The following is a 26285-nucleotide window of genomic DNA, read 5'->3' as shown; positions in this document are numbered from 1 at the left end:
CAGACACAACAATACACTAAATCTGATACAAACGAAAGGGATGATTTAAATTGGAAAAACAAGTCGCAATAGTAGTAGGAGGCGGACAAACCCTCGGGGAGTTTCTTTCCAAAGGATTGGCCGAAGCCGGCTATGATGTACTGATAGCAGATATAAACGGAGAAAATGCCGAAAAAGTAAAAGATGAAATTAGCAGCAAATATCAGGGAAACTTTCAAAGCTTTCAGGCAAATGCAGCCAATGAAGAGGAAGTTATAAACCTGAGAAAATTTGCAGAACAAAATTACAAGCATGTTGATCTTCTTGTATATAATGCCGGAGTAGCAAGAAGCTCGAAAATTGACAGCTTTGATCTCAGAGACTGGGATATCTCTGTATCTGTAAATCTTACCGGATATTTTCTGTGTGCAAGGGAAATATCAAAAATCATGATAAAACAAGGTTTTGGGAATATTATACAGATAAATACAAAATCCGGTAAAGTAGGAAGCAAGCATAATTCAGCATACTCTGCTTCAAAATTCGGAGGTGTCGGGTTAACCCAGTCGCTTGCTCTGGATCTTGCAGAACATAATATCAGGGTAAACAGTCTTATGCTGGGCAATTTACTTAAATCCCCTATGTTCCAGAGTCTTTTGCCGCAATATGCCAAAAAACTCGGAGTTTCCGAGGATCAGGTAGAGAAAATCTACAGAGATAAAGTACCGCTAAAAAGAGGCTGTGAATATCAGGATGTTCTGAATATCCTTCTGTTTTATGCTTCTGAAAAAGCTTCTTACTGTACGGGTCAGTCTATTAATATTACCGGCGGACAGGTTATGTTTTAATTTTTTAAATAAAAATTCTTTCTAAAAAGCTGTATCAAATTAGATACAGTTTTTTGTTTTATAAATCCTGAAAATTGTCATTCATCTTTTTAATAAGCTCTTTAAGTATAATATTCTGTTTACTTCAAATAAATAAGATATTATCTGCAATAAAATCTGTTGTGTTTTTTATTTTAAAAGGTTAAAATAAATTATAAGAAACGAGGTGATGTTATGAGAAGATCAGCAAATATTCTTATCCTGATTTTATTTTTTATTGTATGCTTTTCAGCTCCGGGATATAAGACTACGAAAGAAGCCGATCTCAGACTAAAAAAAGACACACTTACACAAAATAATCTTCTTATAGAACAGGCATTTAAAGATTCTGTTTCCAGACAAAAAACAGAAATAGAAAAACTTGATATTCATTCTGAAAATATTTCTGAAGAAATGCTGCAGGTTTCTTATTTCTCCTATCTGCTTCTTAATATTAAATTTCTGACCACAAAATATGAAATTCAGGAAATTCATTACCTTTCTCCCGGTGACGCTCTTGTTTTAGTAAAAATAAGTGTTCCTGATATAGATATACTTATCCAAAATAAAGACTTTAATGATTTTATAGATAAAAAACTTATTGAAAGACTTGGCAGTGCTTATGCTACAGATATTGAAAAATTTTCTGATCAGGAAGTAAATGAGCTTTATTTTCTTACTTTTATTGTAATTTCTGAATCTGTACTAGAATATGTCCCTAAAATAAAAGATTTCAAAAGTCAGATTATCAGTATAAAAGCCAAAAAAGCAGATAATATATGGACTTTGGAAAATTCTGTATATGATTATACTGAATTTTGAATATAAAATTATAACTAAACTGAAAATATAACTATGACTTCTACACTAAAAAAAGAGGCAGCTGCCTCTTTTTTAAAATTTCCCTATTATATTTATAAACCATCCCTGAGCATTTATATCTGTATCCCTCAGATCATCCTGAAAATTTGAAAAATTATATCCTACACCTATTTTCAGATTTTCTCCTATATGCTTGTATACTCCTACTAACGCCCCGTGTTTTAAATTCTCCGTATTATTATTTTCTCCTATATCAGCAAGAAACCGGTATTCTGCCATCAGATCCCAGTCCTTTATCACTTCATATTCCTGTCTGAATCCCAGCAGTGCAAAGTTCTTTTCTACTTTTATATTTCTTCCGTCTGAAGTTTTATAATAGTCATCTTCAAATTTTACTGCTGCTTTCATACCTGTTGTAAATCTTTTGGTAAGTTTGTAATTCCCCTCTGCTTCAAATATGTGTTTTGATTCTTCAAGATAAGAAGTTTCCCTGTCAGTATCATTTTCTTTATTTAATATATAGCTGTATCTGCCCAGCATATTAAGCCTGTTATTGTGTATAGGTCTGTAAGCTATTCCTATTCCCGCTTCAGCATACTCATTAATAGTTCTGTTTGTCCTTTTATCTTTGGAAATCGTATAATCACCTTTGGCAAGAAATCTCAAAGATTCTGTTACTTTATAGCTTGCCGAATTCAGCAATACATACTGGACTTCATCTGTAGCATCTCCTTTATCCATTCTGTATTCCAATTTATTTTGAAGCTGAAAATTCGATTTTATAAAACTTGATGACAGACTCACTGCTGTTCTGTCATAAGAAGGTCCGTTGTTGGGATTTACCCTTCCATACTGATATGAAACTCCTGCTCTGTAATTATCAGTAAGACTGTAGTCAGCTCCGTATGATTCCAGATAACTTTTTTCATCTCTTTCTTTTAAAAACTGATTTTCTGCATATACTGAAAACTTGTCTGTTATTCTTGCCCTCTGACCGATTACAACTTTATCAGAATTTTCCGAGATACTGTTCCAAAGATCATATCCCATATAAACACTATAATTATTAGTTATTTTATAATCAGCAGTAATCTCTGCACCTGATGTATCATTATCCCCGAGCTTACCTTCTGCTTTTACTGTCAGTCTGTCATTCCATCTGCTTTCCACTCCCAGTCTGTAAAGTGATCTGTTATCATAATTCTTCTGCTTTACAGCTTCCTGAATTACTCCGTAAATATCCAGATTGGGAGTTACTTTATAATCAGCTCTTGCTGCAAGAATGAGTGCTTCTTTATCCTCTTCATTCGTCATTTTTTCTGTCTTATTTTCCAATGCCGCTGATAATCTCAGTTTTTCACTTACTGCATATTCTATCTGTCCGGTTATAGATTCCTTAGTCTCTATTCTTCCGTCTAAATAGTAATCTTTTTCCGTACTCTCATATTTTGTACGGAAATATAATCCGTCTGCAGGATTCAGCTTTATTTCCCCGCCGTAAGCCTCCAGAGCATAGTCATTACTGTACTGCCCGCCGGAAAAACCGCTTCCTACATTTAAATACCAGCCGTTTACTTCATTTCCATACGGCTTAAATAAGTTCTTGTTCAAATCATAAAGATTTAATACTCCCCTGAGTGAATAGGCTCTTCCGCTGCTTTTTTCAAGAGGATTGCTGTTTTTATTGGTAAACTCCAGGCCACCGTTATAAGATATATAATAATTATCTATATTTCTTGATTTGGATTCACTGTATTCTCCTCTTAAATATGTGCCGTCCGAATATCTTAAAGTGGCATCTCCGCCATAAACTTCATAATCAGAACTGTTATCCTTTTCTTCCTTTATGTAAGTACCACCTATTTGCAGATGTTCACCTATCCATGCACTTCCTCTTCCTCCATAAGTCATATTGCTCAATGATTCTGATGTTCCCGGCTCATAATCATATTCTGCCACAAGATATAATTCACTTCCGGACTTTCCGTCTTCCTGTATCAAATCACTGTATGAATCTGCCACATGGTCTTTAAGCGGTTTTCTCAGAATAACTCTTCCCTGATAATTATCTATTTCATAATCTTTTCCTTCTACGAGGTAAACTACTTTTTCTGTTATCCCCGAGTCTTTATTCCTTAATTCTACACTTATTTTTTCAGTATCCCTGATGACTTCTCCGTTTTTTAGAAAATAAAGACTTCCCCCTGTTCCTAAAAATTCATTTTTTGCATGAATTGTTTCAGCTTCTGAGCCAAAAGCCGTAATATTATATTTATCTTCACCGAAGCTTGTGGTTTTAGAGCTTATAAGCTCTCCTTTAGCTCCGTATAATGTTCTGTTCACCTGTGAAAATTCCGGACCGCTCAGTCCTGTACCGTAAGTTCCCCACATTATACTGGACTTCTTATACTCCAGCTGACCAAATATTTTCCCCTGCTGTAAATAGCTGTTTGCATTTGTTATTATAGAATCATCACCGTATGTGGGATAAAAATTATCTTCTCTTATTCTAAAAAATACATCTTCTCTGTCTCTTTTGAAAAAATCATCAAATAAATCCTTTATATCACTGTCCTTAGTGTCGAACTGCAGTCTTCCCCTCAGATTATCATTAAACTTTGCTTCTCCGTCAAAAGCTATCCTTCCCTGTTTGAAAAGTTTTCCGTTCATTTCATTGCCGTCGATATCCTTATATTCATCGGTATTGGAATACTGCCCTATTGTAAAGTCGGCTATTCCGACACCAAAGAAATATCTGTTGTCTATTTCAACTTTTAGATTATGCTCTTCTGTATTTCCGTTTTTATCTATTGCCTGTATCAAAAGGCTGCTCTCTCCCGAAGGAATCAATCTTTCCACTTTTACAGCATCTGTTTCTTTATCTATCGAGTAATTATCCCCGTTTATCTTCAAGGTTTGGATGTTGGTAAGATTATTTCCTGAGATAATTACTTTTCCAAAAGTACTTTTTATATTTCTTATTCTTAATTCAGCGTTACTGTATACTTGATCTTTATATTCTTTTCCAAAATCATATGTATTTTCCTTTGACTTTCTGCTTATCAAATCTATTATTCCCAGATTTGTTTCATCAAAATCTCCTGATTTATCATATACTTTTAATTTATATGTAAGCTGATTTCCCGGAATAAAATAGTCGGAGCTTTTTGGTTTCCAGCTTATCGTATCTTCATTTTTTAATTCTTTGCCTTTAATCACTGCCAGAGGATTTAGTGTATTTTTATCTTCCCCCCTGTAAATTTTTAGTTCATATCCTGTAATATAATCACTGTAATTAAGTTTTACCCTGAAATCAAGTTCTTCTTCCGTAAATTTCCTTCCGTTTACTACCGGGCTGGTAAGCAGTTCCACATTCATTTCAGGATCTACTTTTATAACCTCAGTAGAAGTCCATATAGTTCCATTCCCCACATTTATCCTGTGATTTTCTCTGTTTAACTGTGTTTCATCAAATTTATTATCCGATTCACTTTTATATAAAACTTCCTCTATCTCTATTGTATCTGTTGTCAAACTCTCAGGATCCGGTATTACTTCATCAGGATCATCTGATCCGTCAGTATTTTCAGTTTTAATTTCTTCATCTTCTCTGTTGTTTTTTACTATAAATCTTTCAGACTGATCAGGGATAGGGCCGTTTAAGCCCTTTCCCGTCAACAGAAGTGAGTTCAGGCATATCGAAAAAAACAACAGAGATTTTTTATTTTTAAGATTCAACATGCTATTCCTCACCTCTTTTCTCAGACTGCACTCCAAAGTTGAATTCATTTAATCCGTATTGTGTTATTAATTTTACTCTAGGATTTTCGGTAATTACTTTCATTCCTTTCGGCAGTGATGCTTCATCTACTTTTATTATGAAATTTTTCCCTCTTTCCTTTTCTACATATTCATCAGGAACATGATATCTGCCGTACTCATCAGTAGTTACAGTTATTCCTGTCGGAGTTCTTAATTTTGCACCTGCTATTCCCTCTTCCTGAATTCCCACATTCTCTATTGTAACTTCCTGAATATACTTAGTACCGCTTCTTTTTATTTCTTTACTTATATAGAATTCCTGTGATGACATTCCCGACTTCACATCTCCCTTGCTGCCCAGAGTACTTATTATTCCTTTATTATATGTAAGATCCATTCCTTCTTTTGTCGTAATTGTCATGAATGTTTCCTGTATTTCGGGAGTTTTTATTTCTGTTCTCACAATTACTTTATTTACTCCTTTTAGAGTCTTGTTTAATGATTTTCCTTCCATTTTTTCTATCTTTATACCGTTAAAAATCAAATCATTATCATTAACTTTCTTTCTTGATATTTCTTTTCCAGATGCATCCAGCATAATTAATTCTGCTGTATTATCAACATAATCTGATCCGTTTACTGCATCCTTAATTATTATTTTATTTGCTCCTGCATCATTTTGTATTCCGTCTCCGTTCACATCTTCAAAGACTTTTCCTATTATGCTTGCACTATTCGCAATACTGTTTCCTGTTACCTGAACCGTTGCACTTGCAGCACCAGTGACTTCCTGGCTATCTTCCCTTGCAATTGCAGATGTTTTGTATTTTCCCGGCTGTATTGTAGTTCCTATTTTAGCAGCATAAGTTATTATTATTTCTTCTTTAGGGTTCAGATCGAAAGTACTGAAGATTACATCTCCAGTATTAGATGCCGATAGTCTGCCGCCTGCCGCTGATGCTGTTCTTGATTTTGAACTGTCCTTTTTATATGCTACAGTTTCATCAATATAGCTAAATCCTACAGGCAGTAAATTTTTAACATTCAATCCTGTTCTTGCTACTCTTCCTTTGTTATAAACCCTTACAGTATACTCTATTGTTTCGCCTAACTCTACTATATCTTTTGATGCAGTAATACTTATAGTAAGATCTGCTGCTTCTGGTTTTGCTTTTATGGAAGCTGTTTTTAGTTCAGTACCATTCAGAAAACCTGTATTTATAATATCATTATAAGCATCTCTATGTATAACTGCTGAAACAATATATTCTACTTTTGAATTTGGTCCCAGATTAATAGTATCATTCAGATCGGAAGTTGTAGTTCCAGTTACACCATAAGCCTGCCCGCTTACTACTTTTCCGCTTACTGTCCATCCTTCAAAGGCATTTATTGTATTTCCGTCAAAATCAAAAGTTTTTTGATCCAGTCTTATATCTTTTACTACATTTCCTTTAGCAATTACATTCCCTTTATTTTCAACAGTAATTTTATATTCTACTCTTTCACCCGCAGTATAGCCGTTTTCAAAGTTTGTGATTATTTCTTTTACCGCTGTTACTTTACTGTTATCTGTTGCAGGATCTACAGACGGTGTTGACGGTTCTACACTATTTCCGTCAGCTAATCCTGCATTTGTGATTTTTCCTGCTGCATTAGTATTGATAACTGCATTTACTGTATATTCTACTACAGCTCCCGGTGACAGTGTCAGTATATCATTTAAATCACCAGTGGTATTTGGTGTTACTCCTACGCCTGTTCCGGCTGTAACAGCTCCCGCTATCGTCCAGCTTGTAAATGAATCTATGCTGTTTCCAAGTAAATCAGTCGTTTTCTGATCTGCCCTTATATCTTTGATACTATAGTTATTTACAGGCGAAACTCCGGTATTTTTTAAAGTAATTTTGTATTCTATAGTCTGCCCCGGCATGTAACCATTTGATAAGCTTGTAACTAATTCTTTTTTTACAGTTACTTTACTTTTGTCATTTACAGGCTCTGCAGGCGGTGTTGACGGTTCTATTTTATTTCCGTCAGCTAATCCTGCATTTGTAATTTTACCTGCCGCATCAGTATTTATTACTGCTGATATCATATACTCTATCTTTCCGCCGGCAGATAATGATACAGTATCATTTAAATCACCTGTAGTACTTGGCGTCACTCCTGTTCCTGTCCCGTTTGTAACAGTACCAGTTATTGTCCATCCTGTAAATGAATCTATGCTGTTTCCGCTTATATCTGTAGTTTTTTGATTGGTTCTTATATCTTTTATCTCATAGCCGCTTACCAGCGTAGTTCCTGTATTTTCCAGCACTATTTTATACTGTACTGTCTGACCCGGTGTATAGCCGTTTGATAAATCTGTTATCAATTCTTTTTTAGCTGAAATATTACTTTTATTATTTTCAGGATCAACAGGAGGTGTCGACGGTTCTACAGGATTTCCATTTCCTACACCTTTATTAGTAATTTTACCTGCTGCATTAGTATTTATTACTGCAGTTATCAGATATTCTACTTTTCCGCCCGAAGAAAGTGAAATTGTATCATTTAGATCCCCTGTAGTATTTGAAGTTACTCCCGCTGCTGAACCGGATATAACAGTTCCCTTTATCTGCCAGCTTGTAAATGTATCTATTGCTGTCCCATTCATATCCGTAGTTTTCTGATCTGTTCTTATATCCTTGACATTATACCCCAATGCTAAGACAGTACCTTGATTTTCAACTGTTATCTTATATTGTACTGTCTGACCAGGTGTATAGCCGTTTGACAAATCTGTTACCAGTTCTTTATTTATCCTGATATTATTTACATTATTTTCAGGATCTTTTGGTCCGCTCGGATCTGTTATGTTATTTCCGTTTACTTTTGCCGTATTCCCAATTTTTCCAGCTGCATTTGTATTTACTGTTGCTGTTATTGTATAAGTTACTGTGGAACCTGCTCCCATATTTAATGTATCATTCAAGTCAGCTGTTATTCCGCTACTGTTTCCAGATACTGAGCCGGTTTTCACTGATGTTATTGTCCAGCTTGTATATGCCGGAACTGATGTTCCGTTTATATCGGTTGTTGTTTCTGATGATAATGTATCTATTGCTGTTACTCCTATAGCCAATGCCGTTCCGCTGTTAGTCAGTTTCAGTTCATATGATACCTGCTGACCTGGCGTATAGCCCTGTGATGGTCCGGTATATGTTTTTGTCGCTGTTACATTACTTTTTCCATCTTCAGGGTCTTTTGGTCCGCTTGGATCTGTTATGTTATTTCCATTTACCTTTGCTGTATTCCCTATTTTGCCAGCAGCATCTGTATTTACTGTTGCCGTTATTGTATAAGTTACTGTAGAACCTCCAGACATTATCAATGTATCATTTAAGTCTGTTGTTATACCATTACTGTTTCCGGATACTGAGCCGGTTTTCACTGATGTTATTGTCCAGCTTGTGTATGCAGGAACTGATGAACCATTTATATTGGTTGTTGTTTCTGACGATAATGCGTCTACAGCTGTTACTCCTGTGGCTAACGCTGTACCGCTATTTGTTAGTTTCAGTTCATATGTTACCTGTCCGCCCGGTGTATACCCTTGTGATGGTCCTGTGTATGTTTTCACTGCTGTTACATTACTTTTTCCATCTTCCGGGTCTTTTGGTCCACTTGGATCTGTTATGTTATTTCCGTTTACCTTTGCTGTATTTCCTATTTTGCCTGCTGCATCTGGATTTACTGTTGCTGTTATTGTATAGGTTACTGTGGAACCTCCAGACATTATCAATGTATCATTTAAGTCTGTTGTTATACCATTACTGTTTCCGGATACTGAACCAGTTTTTGAGGATGTTATTGTCCAGCTTGTATATGCAGGAACTGATGAACCGTTTATGTTGGTTGTTGTTTCTGATGATAGTGTATCTACCGCAGTTACTCCTGTAGCTAACGCTGTACCAGTGTTCGTCAGTTTTAGTTCATATGTTACCTGTCCGCCCGGTGTATATCCTTGTGATGGTCCTGTGTATGTTTTCACTGCTGTTACATTACTTTTTCCATCTTCCGGGTCTTTTGGTCCGCTTGGGTCTGTTATATTATTTCCGTTTACTTTCGCTGTGTTTCCTATTTTGCCTGCTGCATCTGTATTTACTGTCGCTGTTATTGTATAAGTTACCGTTGAGCCACCAGCCATCGTCAATGTATCATTTAAATCAGTTGTTATACCATTACTGTTTCCAGATACCGAACCAGTTTTTGAGGATGCTATTGTCCAGCTTGTGTATGCAGGAACTGATCCGCCGTCTATGTCTGTTGTTGTTTCTGATGATAATGTATCTACCGCAGTTACTCCTGTAGCTAACGCTGTACCAGTGTTCGTCAGTTTTAGTTCATATGTTACCTGCTGGCCTGGTGTATAGCCCTGCGATGGTCCTGTGTATGTTTTTGTTGCAGTTACATTACTCTTTCCGTCTTCCGGGTCTTTTGGTCCGCTTGGATCTGTTATGTTATTTCCGTTCACTTTCGCTGTATTTCCTATTTTGCCTGCTGCATCTGGATTTACTGTTGCTGTTATTGTATAAGTTACCGTTGAACCCCCAGACATTGCTAATGTATCATTTAGATCAGTAGTTATTCCATTGCTATTTCCAGATACTGAACCAGTTTTCACTGATGTTATTGTCCAGCTCGTGTATGCAGGAACTGAAGCGCCGTTTATATTTGTTGTTGTTTCCCCTGACAACACATCTACTGCTGTTACTCCTGTAGCTAACGCTGTACCGCTATTTGTTAATTTCAGTTCATAAGTTACCTGCTCACCTGGTGTATAACCCTGTGATGGTCCTGTGTATGTTTTCACTGCAGTTACATTATCTTTACCATTCTCAGGATCTTTAGGACCGCTTGGATCTGTTATATTATTTCCGTTTACTTTCGCTGTATTCCCTATCTTACCTGCTGCAGCTGGATTTACTGTCGCTGTTATCGTATAGGTTACTGTGGCTCCTGCTCCCATATTTAATGTATCGCTTAAGTCAGCTGTTATTCCGCTGCTGTTTCCAGATACTGAACCGGTTTTCACTGACGTTATTGTCCAGCTTGTATATGCAGGAACTGATGAACCGTTTATGTTAGTTGTTGTTTCTGCTGACAGTGTATCTACCGCAGTTACTCCTGTAGCTAACGCTGTGCCAGTATTCGTCAGTTTTAGTTCATATGTTACCTGTCCACCCGGTGTATACCCTTGTGATGGTCCTGTGTATGTTTTTGTTGCCGTTACATTGCTCTTTCCATCTTCCGGGTTTTTTGGTCCGCTTGGATCTGTTATGTCATTTCCATTTACCTTTGCTGTATTCCCTATTTTGCCTGCTGCATCTGTATTTACTGTTGCTGTTATTGTGTAAGTTACTGTAGCTCCAGCCCCCATATTTAATGTATCACTTAAGTCAACTGTTATTCCGCTGCTGTTTCCAGATACTGAACCGGTTTTCACTGATGTTATCGTCCAGCTTGTATAAGCTGGAACTGATGAACCATTTATATCGGTTGTTGTTTCTGAGGACAGTGTATCTACCGCAGTTACTCCTGTAGCTAACGCTGTACCAGTGTTCGTCAGTTTTAGTTCATATGTTACCTGCTGACCCGGTGTATAGCCTTGTGACGGTCCGGTATATACTTTTGTTGCTGTTACATTACTCTTCCCGTCTTCGGGGTCTTTTGGACCGCTTGGATCTGTTACATCTGTACCGTTTATTTTAGCTGTATTCCCTATTTTGCCTGCCGCATCTGTATTTACTGTTGCTGTTATTGTATAGATTACTGTTGAGCCTCCAGCCATTGTCAACGTATCATTTAAATCAGTTGTTATTCCGCTGCTGTTTCCGGACACTAAACCAGTTTTTACTGATGTTATTGTCCAGCTTGTATATGCCGGAACTGATGTACCGTTTATGTCGGTTGTTGTTTCTGAGGATAGTATATCTATTGCTGTTACTCCTGTAGCTAATGCTGTACCGCTGTTTGTCAGTTTTAATTCATAAGTTACCTGCTGACCTGGTGTATAGCCCTGTGATGGTCCTGTGTATGTTTTTGTTGCCGTTACATTACTCTTTCCATCTTCTGGATCTTTTGGTCCGCTTGGGTCTGTTATGTCATTTCCATTTACTTTTGCTGTGTTCCCTATCTTTCCTGCCGCATCTGTATTTACTGTTGCTGTTATTGTATAAGTTACTGTGGAACCTCCAGACATTGTCAATGTATCATTCAGATCAGTCGTTATTCCAGTACTGTTTCCAGATACCGAACCGGTTTTTACTGATGTTATTGTCCAGCTTGTGTATGCAGGAATTGATGAACCATTTATGTCAGTTGTTGTTTCTGACGATAATGCATCTACAGCTGTTACTCCTGTAGCTAATGCTGTTCCTGTATTTGTAAGTTTCAGTTCATATGTTACCTGTCCACCCGGTGTATAACCCTGTGATGGTCCTGTGTATGTTTTTGTTGCCGTTACATCACTCTTTCCATCTTCAGGATCTTTTGGCCCGCTTGGATCTGTTATATCTGTATCATTTATCTTTGCTGTGTTCCCTATCTTTCCTGCTGCATCTGGATTCACTGTCGCTGTTATCGTATAAGTTACTGTAGCTCCTGCCCCCATATTTAATGTATCGCTTAAGTCGGTTGTTATTCCGCTGCTGTTTCCAGATACTGAACCGGTTTTCACTGATGTTATCGTCCAGCTTGTATATGCCGGAACTGATGAACCGTTTATGTCGGTTGTTGTTTCTGAGGATAGTGTATCTACTGCTGTTACTCCTGTGGCTAACGCTGTACCGCTGTTCGTCAGTTTTAGTTCATATGTTACCTGCTGACCTGGTGTGTACCCCTGTGATGGTCCGGTATATGTTTTTGTTGCCGTTACATTACTCTTTCCATCTTCAGGATCTTTTGGCCCGCTTGGGTCTGTTACATCTGTACCATTTATCTTAGCTGTATTCCCTATTTTTCCTGCCGCATCTGTATTTACTGTTGCTGTTATTGTGTAAGTTACTGTGGAACCTCCAGACATTGTCAATGTATCATTTAGATCTGTCGTTATTCCAGTGCTGTTTCCGGATACCGAACCAGTTTTCACTGATGTTATTGTCCAGCTTGTGTATGCAGGAACTGAAGCGCCATTTATATCGGTTGTTGTTTCTGAGGATAGTATATCTACTGCTGTTACCCCTGTGGCTAACGCTGTACCGCTGTTTGTCAGTTTTAATTCATATGTTACCTGCTGACCTGGTGTGTACCCCTGTGATGGTCCGGTATATGTTTTTGTTGCCGTTACATTACTCTTTCCATCTTCAGGATCTTTTGGCCCGCTTGGGTCTGTTACATCTGTACCATTTATCTTAGCTGTATTCCCTATTTTTCCTGCCGCATCTGTATTTACTGTTGCTGTTATTGTGTAAGTTACTGTGGAACCTCCAGACATTGTCAATGTATCATTTAGATCTGTCGTTATTCCAGTGCTGTTTCCGGATACCGAACCAGTTTTCACTGATGTTATTGTCCAGCTTGTGTATGCAGGAATTGACGAACCATTTATGTCAGTTGTTGTTTCTGAGGATAATGCATCTACTGCTGTTACCCCTGTGGCTAACGCTGTCCCACTGTTTGTCAGTTTCAGTTCATATGTTACCTGTCCGCCTGGTGTGTACCCCTGTGATGGTCCGGTATATGTTTTCACTGCGGTTACATTACTCTTCCCGTCTTCCGGGTCTTTTGGTCCGCTTGGATCTGTTACATCTGTATCATTTATTTTTGCTGTATTCCCTATTTTTCCTGCCGCATTTGTATTTACTGTTGCTGTTATTGTATAAGTTACTGTGGAACCTCCAGACATTGTCAAAGTATCATTCAGATCAGTCGTTATTCCAGTACTGTTTCCAGATACCGAACCAGTTTTCACTGATGTTATTGTCCAGCTTGTGTATGCAGGAACTGATCCACCGTCTATGTCGGTTGTTGTTTCTGACGATAATGTATCTACTGCTGTTACTCCTGTAGCTAACGCTGTACCGCTGTTTGTTAGTTTCAGTTCATATGTTACCTGTCCACCTGGTGTATATCCCTGTGATGGTCCGGTATATGTTTTCACTGCTGTTACATTACTCTTTCCGTCTTCCGGGTCTTTTGGTCCGCTTGGGTCAGTTACATCTGTACCATTTATTTTTGCTGTATTACCTATTTTTCCTGCCGCATCTGTATTTACTGTTGCTGTTATTGTATAGGTTACTGTGGAACCTCCAGCCATCGTCAATGTATCATTTAGATCAGTCGTTATTCCGCTGCTGTTTCCAGATACCGAACCGGTTTTCACTGATGTTATCGTCCAGCTTGTATATGCCGGGACTGATGAGCCGTTTATGTCGGTTGTTGTTTCTGAGGATAATGCATCTACAGCTGTTACTCCCAATGCTAATGCTGTACCACTGTTTGTCAGTTTTAGTTCATAAGTTACCTGTCCACCCGGTGTATAGCCTTGTGATGGTCCGGTATATACTTTTGTTGCTGTTACATTACTCTTCCCGTCTTCGGGGTCTTTTGGTCCGCTTGGATCTGTTACATCTGTACCGTTTATTTTGGCTGTATTCCCTATTTTGCCTGCCGCATCTGTATTTACTGTTGCTGTTATTGTATAGATTACTGTTGAGCCTCCAGCCATTGTCAACGTATCATTTAAATCAGTTGTTATTCCACTGCTGTTTCCAGATACTGATCCAGTTTTTACTGATGTTATTGTCCAGCTTGTATATGCCGGAACTGATGAACCATTTATATCGGTTGTTGTTTCTGAGGACAGTGTATCTACCGCAGTTACTCCTGTAGCTAACGCTGTACCAGTGTTCGTCAGTTTTAGCTCATATGTTACCTGTCCACCCGGTGTATACCCTTGTGATGGTCCGGTATATGTTTTTGTTGCAGTTACATTACTCTTTCCATCTTCCGGGTCTTTTGGCCCGCTTGGGTCTGTTATGTCATTTCCATTTACCTTTGCTGTGTTTCCTATCTTTCCTGCCGCATCTGTATTTACTGTTGCTGTTATTGTATAGGTTACTGTTGAGCCTCCAGCCATTGTCAATGTATCATTTAAATCAGTCGTTATTCCAGTGCTGTTCCCAGTTACTGAACCAGTTTTTACTGATGTTATTGTCCAGCTTGTATATGCCGGAACTGATCCGCCGTCTATGTCTGTTGTTGTTTCTGAGGATAATGTGTCTACTGCTGTTACTCCTGTAGCTAATGCTGTTCCTGTATTTGTAAGTTTCAGTTCATATGTTACCTGTCCGCCTGGTGTATATCCCTGTGATGGTCCTGTGTATGTTTTCACTGCAGTTACATTACTCTTCCCATCTTCCGGATCTTTTGGTCCGCTTGGATCTGTTACATCTGTATCATTTATTTTTGCTGTATTACCTATTTTACCTGCTGCATCTGTATTTACTGTTGCTGTTATTGTATAAGTTACTGTAGCTCCTGCTCCCATATTTAATGTATCATTCAAATCTGTTGTTATTCCAGTACTGTTTCCTGATACTGAACCAGTTTTCATTGATGTTATTGTCCAGCTCGTGTATGCCGGAATTGAAGCGCCGTTTATATCTGTTGTTGTTTCTGAGGATAGTGCATCTATTGCGGTTACCCCTATAGCTAATGCTGTACCGCTGTTCGTCAGTTTTAGTTCATATGTTACCTGCTGACCCGGTGTATAGCCTTGTGACGGTCCGGTATATGTTTTTGTTGCAGTTACATTGCTCTTCCCGTCTTCCGGGTCTTTTGGTCCGCTTGGATCTGTTACATCTGTATCATTTATTTTTGCTGTATTACCTATTTTACCTGCTGCATCTGTATTTACTGTTGCCGTTATTGTATAAGTTACTGTGGCTCCTGCTCCCATATTTAATGTATCGTTTAAGTCAGCTGTTATTCCGCTGCTGTTTCCAGATACCGAACCGGTTTTCGCTGATGTTATTGTCCAGCTTGTATATGCCGGAACTGATGCCCCATTTATGTCAGTTGTTGTTTCTGATGATAATGTATCTATTGCTGTAACTCCTGTGGCTAATGCTGTACCTGTATTCGTCAGCTTTAATTCATAAGTTACCTGTCCGCCTGGTGTATATCCCTGTGATGGTCCAGTATACGTTTTCACTGCTGTTACATTATCCTTACCATTTTCCGGGTCTTTCGGACCGCTTGGATCAGTTATGTCATTTCCGTTTACCTTTGCTGTATTCCCTATCTTCCCTGCTGCTTCAGGATTCACTGTAGCTGTTATCGTATAAACAACTAATCCTCCAACTCCTATATTTAAAGTATCATTTAAATCTGTTGTTATTCCGGTACTATTGCCGTACACTACTCCAAGTATTTGCGATGTTATTGTCCAGCTTGTGTATGCGGGAATTAATGTACCGTTTATATCGGTTGTTGTTTCTGCCGACAGCATATCTACAGCTGTTACCCCGATTGCTGAGGCTGTCCCCGGATTGCCCAGTTTCAGTTCATAAGTTACCTGCTGACCCGGTGTATAACCCTGTGCCGGTCCGGTATATGTCTTTGTTGCAACTATATTACTAAGTCCTTTTTCAGGATTTATAACAGGAGATTTTATTTCCTGCCCGTCTGCCTTAGCTGTATTTATTATCGCATCTGCTGCATTAGGACTGATTTGTACCTCAACAGAATAATATACTTTAGCTCCCGGGCCTAAATCTATGGTATCATTTAAATCTGTTGATTCTGAAGTCAATGTTACATTTTTAGCTTCACCGCTGATTATTGTCCCTGTCACTACCCATGAATCAAATGCATTTATTTCATTTCCCAGAAGATCTTTTGTTTTCTGTTCATTTTTTATATCCTGTATGTTATATCCTTTTACAGGAGAAGTTCCCGTATTTTCTATTTCTATTGTATACTCTACTATCTGTCCCGGATTATAAAGATTACCGGGAAGATTTGTCTCCAGTTTTTTGACTGCCTGCACTTTGCTTTTATCATTTACAGGATTTATATCTGCTGCTTTTATCTCTTCACCGCCAACTTTTGCAGTATTGCTTATTACTCCCGCAGCCTCTGAATTTACTATTGCCTTAACAGTATAAGTAACCGAAGATCCCGGCCCTATAGTCAGAGTATCGTTTAGATCTGTTGTTATTCCGCTGCTGTTTCCTGATACTGTTCCTGATACCGCTGATGTTATTGTCCAGCTTGTATAGGCTGGTATTTCTGTTGTTCCATCAAGTTTATATGTTTTTTCATTTGACAGCATATCTTCTACTGTTACTCCGCCTGCTGTTCCTGCCCCGTTGTTTGTTACAATAATTTCATATGTTGTTTCTGTCCCGGGTATATAACCTTCAGCAGAGCCTTTATATATCTTTGAAGCATCTAATTTTGTATATGTATGTTTTGTAGTCGCTTCAGGTACAGATGCTGAATTTATTACAGGTATATTTGTTATTTCACCTATTGCTTTTGGATTTACTTTAGCTGTAATTGTGTATTCAATACTTCCTCCGGGTGCAATATCTGCAGTATCTGTCAGATCTGCTGTTGTATCTGTAATATCTGTACTTATTGTTGATGATGTTCCTGTCCCGTTTAATACCGGTTTTTTTATTGTCCAGTTTATAAATGCCGAACCGTTCGTAGAATCATTTAATGCTGTTTTTATTGCCGACAGCTGGTCTGAAACTGATACATTATCTGCAAAGCCTGTATTCGAAGCATTGGAAATCGTCAGCTTATATGTTATTATCCCGTTTGCATAATATATTCCCGTATTTGTTCCTGTTATCCCGTCTGCTTTTGCAGTAGTCAGAGAAGGACTTTGCGGTGTATATGTTATGCTCGGTTCTACATCTGCAGTTCCGATCAAAGCTGTATTCACTATATTTCCTACTGCTGTATCTGCTGCTGTTGCAGTAATTTTATATGTTACACTGTCTCCTATTGCTATATCTATTATTGTATCTAAATCTGCATTATCGGAATATGTTCCCAAAGTAGTTCCATTTGAAGTTCCTGATGATCCAAGTGCATTTGAAGCTGTTATTGTCCAGCTTTTGAATGCCTGCCCTGTTGTCCCGTCAGCCAGAGCTGTCTGTATTTCAGATAATTTGTCCTTGACTACTACTGCCTGAGCAACTGTGAAATTCGAATCATTTTTATACGTCACTTCATATATTATAGTACTTCCCGGATAATAGGTTCCGGTTTTGGAATCAATAACAGTACTGGTTCCTCCGGCTATTGTTGCTTTTTTTGCACTTTTTTCAAATGCTGTTATACGTCCTATATTACTCATTGTTACCGAAGTTGTTCCTTTACTTCCCGGAGCAACTGTCGTGGACCCTGTTCTTAATAAATTCGCATTTAAATCCGACCATACATCTAAAATACTGCTGCTGCTGAATCCGGGCGAATTACTTTTATCCCACATCGTTATATCTGTATTTACCAGTGTTAAGGCTGTTGCCGTTGTTGCATTATAAATAGCAGGACCTCCGCCGAGATTTTTCACGTCATATGCTGACGGATCATTGAATACAACTCCTCCGCCTGCATTTAATGTAGCGTTTGACGAGCTTCTGTTTGAAATATACATTTCTGCCAGGTTAGTAAGATTTATTGTAAAACCTGATGAAGTTCCCGAAACTGCACTGCTTGAATTTGATGAATTTGTTATTTCTATATTTGCTTGTGAATCAGCACCGGTCACATTAAATTCTCCGCCGGAATTCAGTTCAAGTACAGCTCCGCCGGAAGAATTATTCATTGCTTTTATTTGAGAAGCCCCCTGAACTGTAATCTTTGTATTTCCCGTTCCGGTTCTTAAAGCTGCTGCGCTGCCGCTTCCTCCGGTATTTATATTTATTTTTGATTTATTATCTGCTTTAATTGTAGTCGTAGGATTATAAATATATATACCATATCCTGTCCCTGTCACATTCGGAACATTTACGTTTAATTCGGAATTATCAAGATTTATTATTGTCGTTCCCTCATCAGTATATATCCCTCGTGACGCTCCTGTTCCGTTATTTGTTACATTAAATGAAGCTCCGCCTAGTATATTAATATTACTTGGCGACCCTGCATCTGAAAGATAAAATGTATTTGAACCGGCTCTGCCTGATATGAATTCTGCTTTTGCACCGTTCGTAACATAAAAATCCGTTCCGTACTTTTGTGTATACAAAGCATACGAGCCGTTCGGAGCTTCTACTTTGAATTCTGACCCAGAGCCGTCTACAGTAATTGTAGTATCGGATGTATCATCCATATATATTCCGTTTCCTGCTCCCTTATGTGTTACAATAAATTTTGAACCGCTTAAAATTTCAAAATTACTTACATTGGTGGCAGTCGCATCCGATATATAAATTACTCTGGAAGCAGCTGTTGTCCCGCTTGAACTGAAATCTATAGTTCCGCTGTTTATCGCTTTTATATCTGTCCCGTATCCGTTTGTTAAAAATGCGTTGTCCGTTGCTGAATTAGCAGTAAGTTTTCCACTGTCTACAAGTATATTTGTCTTATTACCGCCCTGTATAGCAGGACCTGAATTTGAAGTTATTTCCGCTGTTCCTTTTACATTTAGCTTGATAACAGCTCCTGTTATAGTAACTGTACGAAGTCCGTTCGTAACTCCAAATGCATTAAGCGTACTTCCTCTTTCTACATTTACATTAAAATCATAAGATGAATTAGCACTGCTGTTTATCCCATACGCAGATTTTCCCTCTATAACCATAGTTCCGTTATTTTTTATATTTATTGTACCGGCAGCCCCGCTTCCCTGTTCATAAGCCGCTCCTGCCACTGATGCTGCTGAATAACCAACACCTGTGGAAAATTTTACATTTCCGCCGTCTACATTAAAAGTTGTTGCTTTTCCCCCTTCAAAAGCCTTTCCCCCGTAAACTGACGCTGTCCATTGACCGTTAATATCTACTGTTCCGCCATTTGACAGTCCCACAGCTTCGTATGTAGTACCTGCCGAAGAATTAGTTGTTAATTTTCCGCTGCTTGTTACTTGAAGCACAGCATCTGCAGCTGTTGTGTATATTCCTCTTCCGCTGCTTGAAGTAGATATATTTGCTTCACCTTTTATTACATTATTTTTATAATTGCTTATCATTCCGTTAGCTGCTCCGCCGCCTGACATATTAGCTACCGCGCCTGTATCTACAGTAAAAGTACTGCTGCTCGCAGTTTCACGAAATATTGTCCCGCCTGTACTACTAAGCTCATTTATTCCTGTGATTTTTACATTCCAGCTTGATGCCGTGGAATTATACAGTAAATAACTGCTCCCGCCAGATGAAATCCCGTCAAATGTAATATCATAAGAGCCGCTCGTTCCAGTAGCATTAAGATAATATCCGGCTCTGGTTAGATCATAACCATTTCCCCGTATTTTTACATTTCTCGGAGTCACGTCAATATTTTTTGTAAGTATTATATTGTCTTCAAGTACTATTGCATCTACGTCATCTCTGGCAAGTATCACTTCTAATTCATTTGCACTGATAACTCCGACTTCAGCTCTTAAAAACTGAAAACTGAAAATAAATACTATCAGTAAAAGTACTCTCATCTTATATTTTATTAACATTTTTTTCTCCTTCATTTTAAACTTTCTTCAATTTAATTATCCATTAGAATAAAAGCTTATAAGAATTTTTTTGATCTCAACAATTTTAATATTTTTAAAATATAAACCCAGTCATACATTTCTGTATACAAAGAATTAATTATTTAAAGCTATTAAGTTTGTTCTGTTTCACACTAAAGGCTGATAAAATTTTATATTTTCTCAGCCCGTGTTTTAGTGTTTTTAAAATTCTTTTTTAAATCCTATACTAAATGTCGCATTGTCCATATTCCCGCCAAAGGATTTCTGATAACGCATATCACCGTATATACTGCTTTTTTCTGTTGTTTTTAGGTTAAAGCCTACCCCGGCTTCCCCGTAACTCTTGTCATACTCTTCACCAATTGATGTTCCGTCAATTTTCAAATCTTTAAAATCTGTAAAATCATGTATTATATTTGCTACTCCGTAAAGCTGGCTCCCATTATTTCCAATATCTTTAAATACCCTGAAGCCACCTCTTCCACGTAACATATCAGCGTTATATCCTTCTATATCTGAATATGAATCACTAAAACTGCTGTAATGTGTATGCTGATATGCCAGCTGCAGCTGCGGCTCCAGCCCCCAGCCGCTATTACTTACAAAAGGATATCCTGTTTCCAATGATATACCTGTTCGCCAGCCGTCCTGTGCACTTTTCTCTCCGTATGAATCCTTAAAACCGTTATTTAATAGACCGACTATTCCCACTATATCAAAATATGCCGAATCATTAGTTATTTTTGTATAATACCCGCCAAAAGCGGTACTTTGTGCATGCATTCTTCCTGTATTTTTTTCAGAACGTAAATCATCGAAAAAACGAGCATTCGCATATGAATAATCCAGTATCAGACCAGCACGGTCTGTTGTGCTTTTGCTATTTACATTATTGTACAAATCCATTCCAAACTGCATACCTGTAATTGTCTGCTCATAATCAAATCTCTTTTTTCCGTCATTATGCTGATGGCTTCCATAAGCACGTATCCACATCTGCTTATCTTCTGCATATTCTTTTTCCTGCTTTCCCATTCTCTGATGATATGTAGAAAGCTGGAGCATTCCCTGTTCTGCGTTTGCTTTTTGTCCTGATACATAATTGGATATTCCTGGTCTGTAAGTTATTACAGGTTCCTGAGAATTTATAGGCGGCGGAATTACTTTTTCCGGTTCTTTTGATTCTTCCGGTTTTTCAGGATCCACAGGTTTTTCAGGCTCCTTAGGAGCCTCATAATAATAAGATCTCAGATACCAGTCACCGTCATTAGGCGTAGTTACTCCGCCTTTATAAAGATTATACTCATATATCCCTGCCTGAACAGGTGCCGAAAGACTAAAATTTCCTGCTGAATTGCCTTCCACTTCTATTATCCTTATTCCTTCATCGGTAGCTGCACCATTCCCGCCTGCTTTTTCTATATTTACCAAGGTTTCGCCGGATGTATTTCCTTTTACATGTAATTTGTCAGTGATAGAATTATCGTCTTCAAGAATTGTTTTAATATTCAAAACTCCGCTATTCCCAATATAATCCCCGTTTACCGTTAATATTTTCCCTGTATCGCTAAAAACAACCTTCCCAGAATTATTAAGATCTCTAATCCATGAATCATCTGTTATTTCCCAAGTACTTGATACTATATTCAGGTCAAGAATATTAATATTGTTTACATTATTAATTGTACCTGAAAATGATGAATTATTTTTTAGATTTACAGTTACATAGCTGGTACTGTCTGTTTCTATATCTCCTGTAAGTACTGTATTATCATTATTAAAAGTAAATATACTTCCGTTGCTTACATTCAGCAGCTCTTTACTTCCTCCTGCTGCTGCCGTGCTGTCATATAAACTCAGAGTACTGTCTACGACCTGGTCTGCATTTCCGTTAATTGCCGTTAATCCGCCAACCTGTATCAAATTTCCTGCATTATCTACATCAGAAGCACTTCCTGTTATTACACTTGCTGCAATTCCATTATTTGTTAATGTTACTCCCCTTAATGTAACTTTCTGCCCGTCACTTCCTGCAGAATTTGTCTGAAATTTTACTGCTGTCCCTTCAGAATGAATCCTTCCGCCATAAATAGAATTAACGTTCGAACTATCTCCGATTAAATGAAGACCATATGAAGAAGGATCACTAGTTTCTATATTAAGAATACCTGCAGTTACATTACCACCCGAAGAAACTAGAATTCCGTCTGACAATCCACCTGTAGTTTCTATGGAAATTGAATTTGAACTAACTCCTGCATCCTTACTGCTTAAAAATATTCCATGTGATTTGTTTCCCCTTGTATTTATTACTGTATTACTGCCTGTTTCAATCCTGCTTGAATCTTTGGCAGTAATTCCCGTAGACTCATTAGCATTGGTTATTATGCTGAAATCGTTTCCTGTCTTCACTGCACCGTCTTTTGCCGTTACTATTCCGTCTGATTTATCTTTTAATGTTTCTACACTAAAGTTGTTTCCTATAGTGATTATTCCGCCTGATCCGTTTGCACTTATTACAAAACCGTCTGAATTATTCCCGTTCGTAAGTATTGTGCCGTTATCTCTCATCAATATTGAACTGTTTATATTATTTAGGTATACAGCATGAGCTGAACTCCCTGTTGTTTTTATATCTGAATTTTCTCCTATCTCTATAGAAGAACCGCCTGTATATCCCGTAGTAGATGCAGTTGCCCTGTCTGTATATACTGCATAGGAGCTGCCGGCATTTATTTCCACTTTCATGTTATTCCCGACAATTACCTCACTGCCGTGATTTGCCCTTACTGCATATCCTGCAAGTCCTCCTACTGTTAGATCGGCGTCATTTCCTACTACTACCTTTGACTGCCCGTTTGCATTTATTCCATCGGCACTCACCCCGGATACTCTTACTGTAAGATTGTTCCCTATAGTAACTACACCTGTTGAATTATTGTAATCATTAGTACCGGAAGGATTCGTACGAACAGCATCTGCTGCTGCTCCTATTGTCTTTATCGTAAGTCTGTCACCAACTATAATATCCCCGCCTATATTGGAATAAACACCGGCATTCGCACCTATTCCGGCACCATTTCCTGAACCGGACGTTGTAATAGTTACATCATCTCCGTATTTAGGAGTCGAGCCTGCCGAGTTATTCCAAATTGTCTGTGTAAAGTCTGTTCCCGAAACTTCATATATATTTTTTGCTTCTGGAACTGCTGCTGCGGAGAGAAAAAAACTTAATACACCTAATTTATTTTTCAATGTGTTTTTTATTTTCATTTTTCCACCCCATATAATTTTTTTCTTAAAAAAATCTCCTTCTCAATTATACTATATATTAAAATTGTATATTATTATATCTGTTTTTTTGAGAAAATAAATGACATTTTTTTATTTTTTGACATTTCTTGTGATTTTAACTAGAGAAGCATCTAATTTTCGCGACTATTTATCGATCATTCATTCTAAAATATATCAAAAAAAAACATTGATTTTTTTTAATACTTACAAAATTGTATCCTTTACAAAAGTCTGACAATTTATAACAAATAATTTTACCATACTCCAATATAAAAAACAACCCCTTTATAAAAAAACCGTCCGAAACAGAGTTTTCAGCAATTCAAATGTATTTTTCATTGAAAATTACAGGTGCTTTTACTCTATTCCAGACAGTTAATAATTTATTTAGGTTGGTATTAAAACAGTTAATTTATTATTTACATGTATCCTGCCAGTTTGCAGGGTAAATAACATATAAAAATCTTGCATAATCAGGTGCACTGAACTTTATCTTTGACCCTTTTGGAATCAAAATAATATCTCCTTTGTTACCAGTGACCTTTCTTCCGTCAATTATTATTTCCAGTGTTCCTTCTATCACATAGTCTACCTCGTCATAGTTCAGAGTCCAGTCAAACGTAGATTCTTCCATTTCCATAACTCCGCAGCTCAGTCTTTCACTTTCATCAATAGAAAAAACATCTGTCAGATACACTTTATCATTCGGATTCCCTGTATCAAACTTTTCAGGCTTTACAGTACGGGCTTTTACCACACCGACACCGCTTTTATCCATATATTTTTCAAAAGTATTTCCATTTTTCCCTAATTCTTGTTCTACTACTTTTCTAATAATAGTCTCAAGCATATTTTTATCTAAATCTTTAAAATCCATCTGATCTTTCCTCCCAGTAACTTTAGATTACTTAGCTTCCAGTTTATTTTTCTTTCTTGCAAATAATATCTTTGCTACAACTATTGCAGTAATTCCCCCAACTAATTTTCCTACTATCATTGGAAAAATCATACTTTTATTTACTCCGCCCGTAAATCCTAAGTGATCTCCGAATACAAATGCCGCACTTACTGCAAAGGCAACGTTTATTATTTTCCCGTTTTCATCCATATCTTTTAACATACCAAACATCGGTATATTATTGGCAAGTGTAGCAACCAGTCCTGCTGCACCTACTTCGTTCATTCCCAGCTGCTTTCCTACTTTAGTAAGCGGTGCTTTAAATGCCTTAGTTATAAAGTGCACTAATGGAAATGCCCCTGCCAGCACTATTGCTATTGATCCTATTACATTGATTCCCTCACTCAGCGGTGCCATTCCCGGAATAACTACTATTCCTGTAAGTGTTTCCACTATCGCAGCCATTAATCCTATAGTAATTACTATTACTACACCCTGACCAAAAATAGTAAATCCTTTTGTCATTTTTTCAGGAATCAGCCATAATCCAATACAAATTAGTACAGCGAAAATGATTATCGGTATCAGATTCATTATGATCATATTAATTCCGAATCCTGCCACAAGTCCTCCGGCAAGACATCCTAAAGGTATAGTTATCATACCTGCAAGAACACCTTTTGCAAGATAAGGTCTGTCTTCTTTTTCAATAATTCCTAAAGCTACAGGAATTGTGAATACAAGAGTAGGCCCCATCATAGCACCCAGTATAAGCCCTGCAAATAATCCGGCATTAGGATCCTTTGCAAGTTCCATTGCAAGCGGATATCCACCCATATCATTTGCTAATAATGTAGTAGCAAACATCGCAGGATCTGCACCAAGTGCAGTGTATAAAGGCTCTACCACAGGTCTTAACACCTTGGCAAGAACAGGAGCCAGTGATATAACCCCCACCATTGCAAGAGCCAGAGATCCCATAGCCATAAACCCTTCCTCGAATTTTTCCCCGTAACCGAATTTATTTCCTAAAATTTTATCAATTCCGCCAATGATCATAAATATGACCATTATATAAATAATAATATCATTAATACCCATTTTTCCTCCTTCTTGTTAAAGTAACTTTAGTATAAGTACTTTTGTTTTTCGAATATTCCCAAGTTTATTCCCATTTGGCTGAGAACTCTTATCCTTATTAATACAGCTTTCTTTATTGCTCATAATACTGCCATTCCCATCTGGCTAAATATTATCTTCTATAAATGTAAGGATTTTTCTTTGTTTGAATACCCTTAAGCTTACGTTACTTTTAATACCCCAGCGGATTTGCCGCTACAGCTTTTACTGCTTCTGCAAATGCATCGCAGGCTGCTTTACAAGCTGACTGGCTTCCAGTTAATAAACCTCCGCCAAAGTTAGTTTCTGATGGCGGTCCGTAAAATGCTACTAATTCCACATTAGCTGACTTTAATGCCACATCTAAAGCATACATAGCTTCTAAAGGCGGTGCTATAAGGTATGCGATTGATTCTCCCTCTGGTATTCCCGCTACTTCTGAAAGATATGACCCTGTTCTTGAAATACAGTGTGCATAATATGCAATTGAATCATCTTCATTAGCACTTATAAACGCGGCTTCATTTTCCACAAAATCAACTACAGCACTTAATCCGCTTTTTACTTCGGCAGGATTTGGTCCTGAAATTATCCCTATTACTTCACCGGCAAGTTTTGTATTAGCATTTGCAGCCCCTCCGTAAAAAGATTTTGCGTATACTACTTTTATATCTGCTTTTTTCGTAGCATCGTCTAATGCTGTATATGTAACATCATCACAGTCAGAAGTTATCAAACCTATACTTCTATGCCCTTCCGGCATGCTGAATTCTTTACACATAGCCAGATCCACATTTGGTATCATTCTTACTGCAAGAACGCTTGCTTTTTGTCTGTCATCTTTCATTTT

General features: G+C 37.6%; 8 protein-coding genes. 2 read left to right on the top strand and 6 right to left on the bottom strand.

Annotation, left to right across the window (positions count from 1 at the left end; translation table 11 throughout):
* Positions 1-50: 50 nt before the first annotated feature.
* Positions 51-827 (top strand): sorbitol-6-phosphate dehydrogenase, encoded by a 777-nt coding sequence (srlD, locus tag STERM_RS05245; RefSeq protein WP_012860527.1) that lies wholly within the window; start codon positions 51-53, stop codon positions 825-827.
* A gap of 213 nt (positions 828-1040) precedes the next feature.
* The gene (locus STERM_RS05240; RefSeq protein ID WP_012860526.1) at positions 1041-1667 is read left to right on the top strand and encodes a hypothetical protein; all 627 of its coding nucleotides are present in this window, start codon (positions 1041-1043) and stop codon (positions 1665-1667) included.
* Positions 1668-1739: 72 nt separating this feature from the next.
* Here the strand turns inward: STERM_RS05240 and STERM_RS05235 are convergent, their stop codons facing one another.
* From STERM_RS05235 to eutL, 6 genes are all read right to left on the bottom strand, one after another.
* On the bottom strand, positions 1740-5408 hold the full coding sequence (locus tag STERM_RS05235) for a porin family protein (RefSeq protein WP_012860525.1): 3669 nt from the start codon (positions 5406-5408) through the stop codon (positions 1740-1742).
* 1 nt (position 5409) lies between these two features.
* On the bottom strand, positions 5410-20103 hold the full coding sequence (locus STERM_RS21885; RefSeq protein WP_012860524.1) for a beta strand repeat-containing protein: 14694 nt from the start codon (positions 20101-20103) through the stop codon (positions 5410-5412).
* 222 nt (positions 20104-20325) lie between these two features.
* Positions 20326-23397 (bottom strand): autotransporter outer membrane beta-barrel domain-containing protein, encoded by a 3072-nt coding sequence (locus STERM_RS05225; protein ID WP_012860523.1) that lies wholly within the window; start codon positions 23395-23397, stop codon positions 20326-20328.
* A gap of 436 nt (positions 23398-23833) precedes the next feature.
* The gene (locus STERM_RS05220; protein ID WP_012860522.1) at positions 23834-24295 is read right to left on the bottom strand and encodes a cupin domain-containing protein; all 462 of its coding nucleotides are present in this window, start codon (positions 24293-24295) and stop codon (positions 23834-23836) included.
* A 27-nt stretch (positions 24296-24322) separates the two neighbouring features.
* On the bottom strand, positions 24323-25417 hold the full coding sequence (eutH, locus tag STERM_RS05215; RefSeq protein WP_012860521.1) for an ethanolamine utilization protein EutH: 1095 nt from the start codon (positions 25415-25417) through the stop codon (positions 24323-24325).
* Positions 25418-25628: 211 nt separating this feature from the next.
* Complete coding sequence (eutL, locus tag STERM_RS05210; RefSeq protein WP_012860520.1) at positions 25629-26282, bottom strand: ethanolamine utilization microcompartment protein EutL; 654 nt, start codon at positions 26280-26282, stop codon at positions 25629-25631.
* Positions 26283-26285: the final 3 nt, after the last annotated feature.

The sequence above is a fragment of the Sebaldella termitidis ATCC 33386 genome (genome assembly GCF_000024405.1).
In the GTDB taxonomy this organism is placed as follows: Bacteria; Fusobacteriota; Fusobacteriia; order Fusobacteriales; family Leptotrichiaceae; genus Sebaldella; species Sebaldella termitidis.
The sequence above is the reverse complement of the archived record's forward strand: the minus strand, read 5'-3'. Positions and strand labels throughout refer to the sequence as shown.

Bases quoted from the DNA above. Each gene is read 5' to 3' on its own strand.
- STERM_RS05240 (WP_012860526.1), top strand. From the start codon at position 1,041: ATGAGAAGATCAGCAAATATTCTTATCCTGATTTTATTTTTTATTGTA.
- STERM_RS05235 (WP_012860525.1), bottom strand. From the start codon at position 5,408: ATGTTGAATCTTAAAAATAAAAAATCTCTGTTGTTTTTTTCGATATGC.
- STERM_RS21885 (WP_012860524.1), bottom strand. From the start codon at position 20,103: ATGTTAATAAAATATAAGATGAGAGTACTTTTACTGATAGTATTTATT.
- STERM_RS05225 (WP_012860523.1), bottom strand. From the start codon at position 23,397: ATGAAAATAAAAAACACATTGAAAAATAAATTAGGTGTATTAAGTTTT.
- STERM_RS05220 (WP_012860522.1), bottom strand. From the start codon at position 24,295: ATGGATTTTAAAGATTTAGATAAAAATATGCTTGAGACTATTATTAGA.
- eutH (WP_012860521.1), bottom strand. From the start codon at position 25,417: ATGGGTATTAATGATATTATTATTTATATAATGGTCATATTTATGATC.
- eutL (WP_012860520.1), bottom strand. From the start codon at position 26,282: ATGAAAGATGACAGACAAAAAGCAAGCGTTCTTGCAGTAAGAATGATA.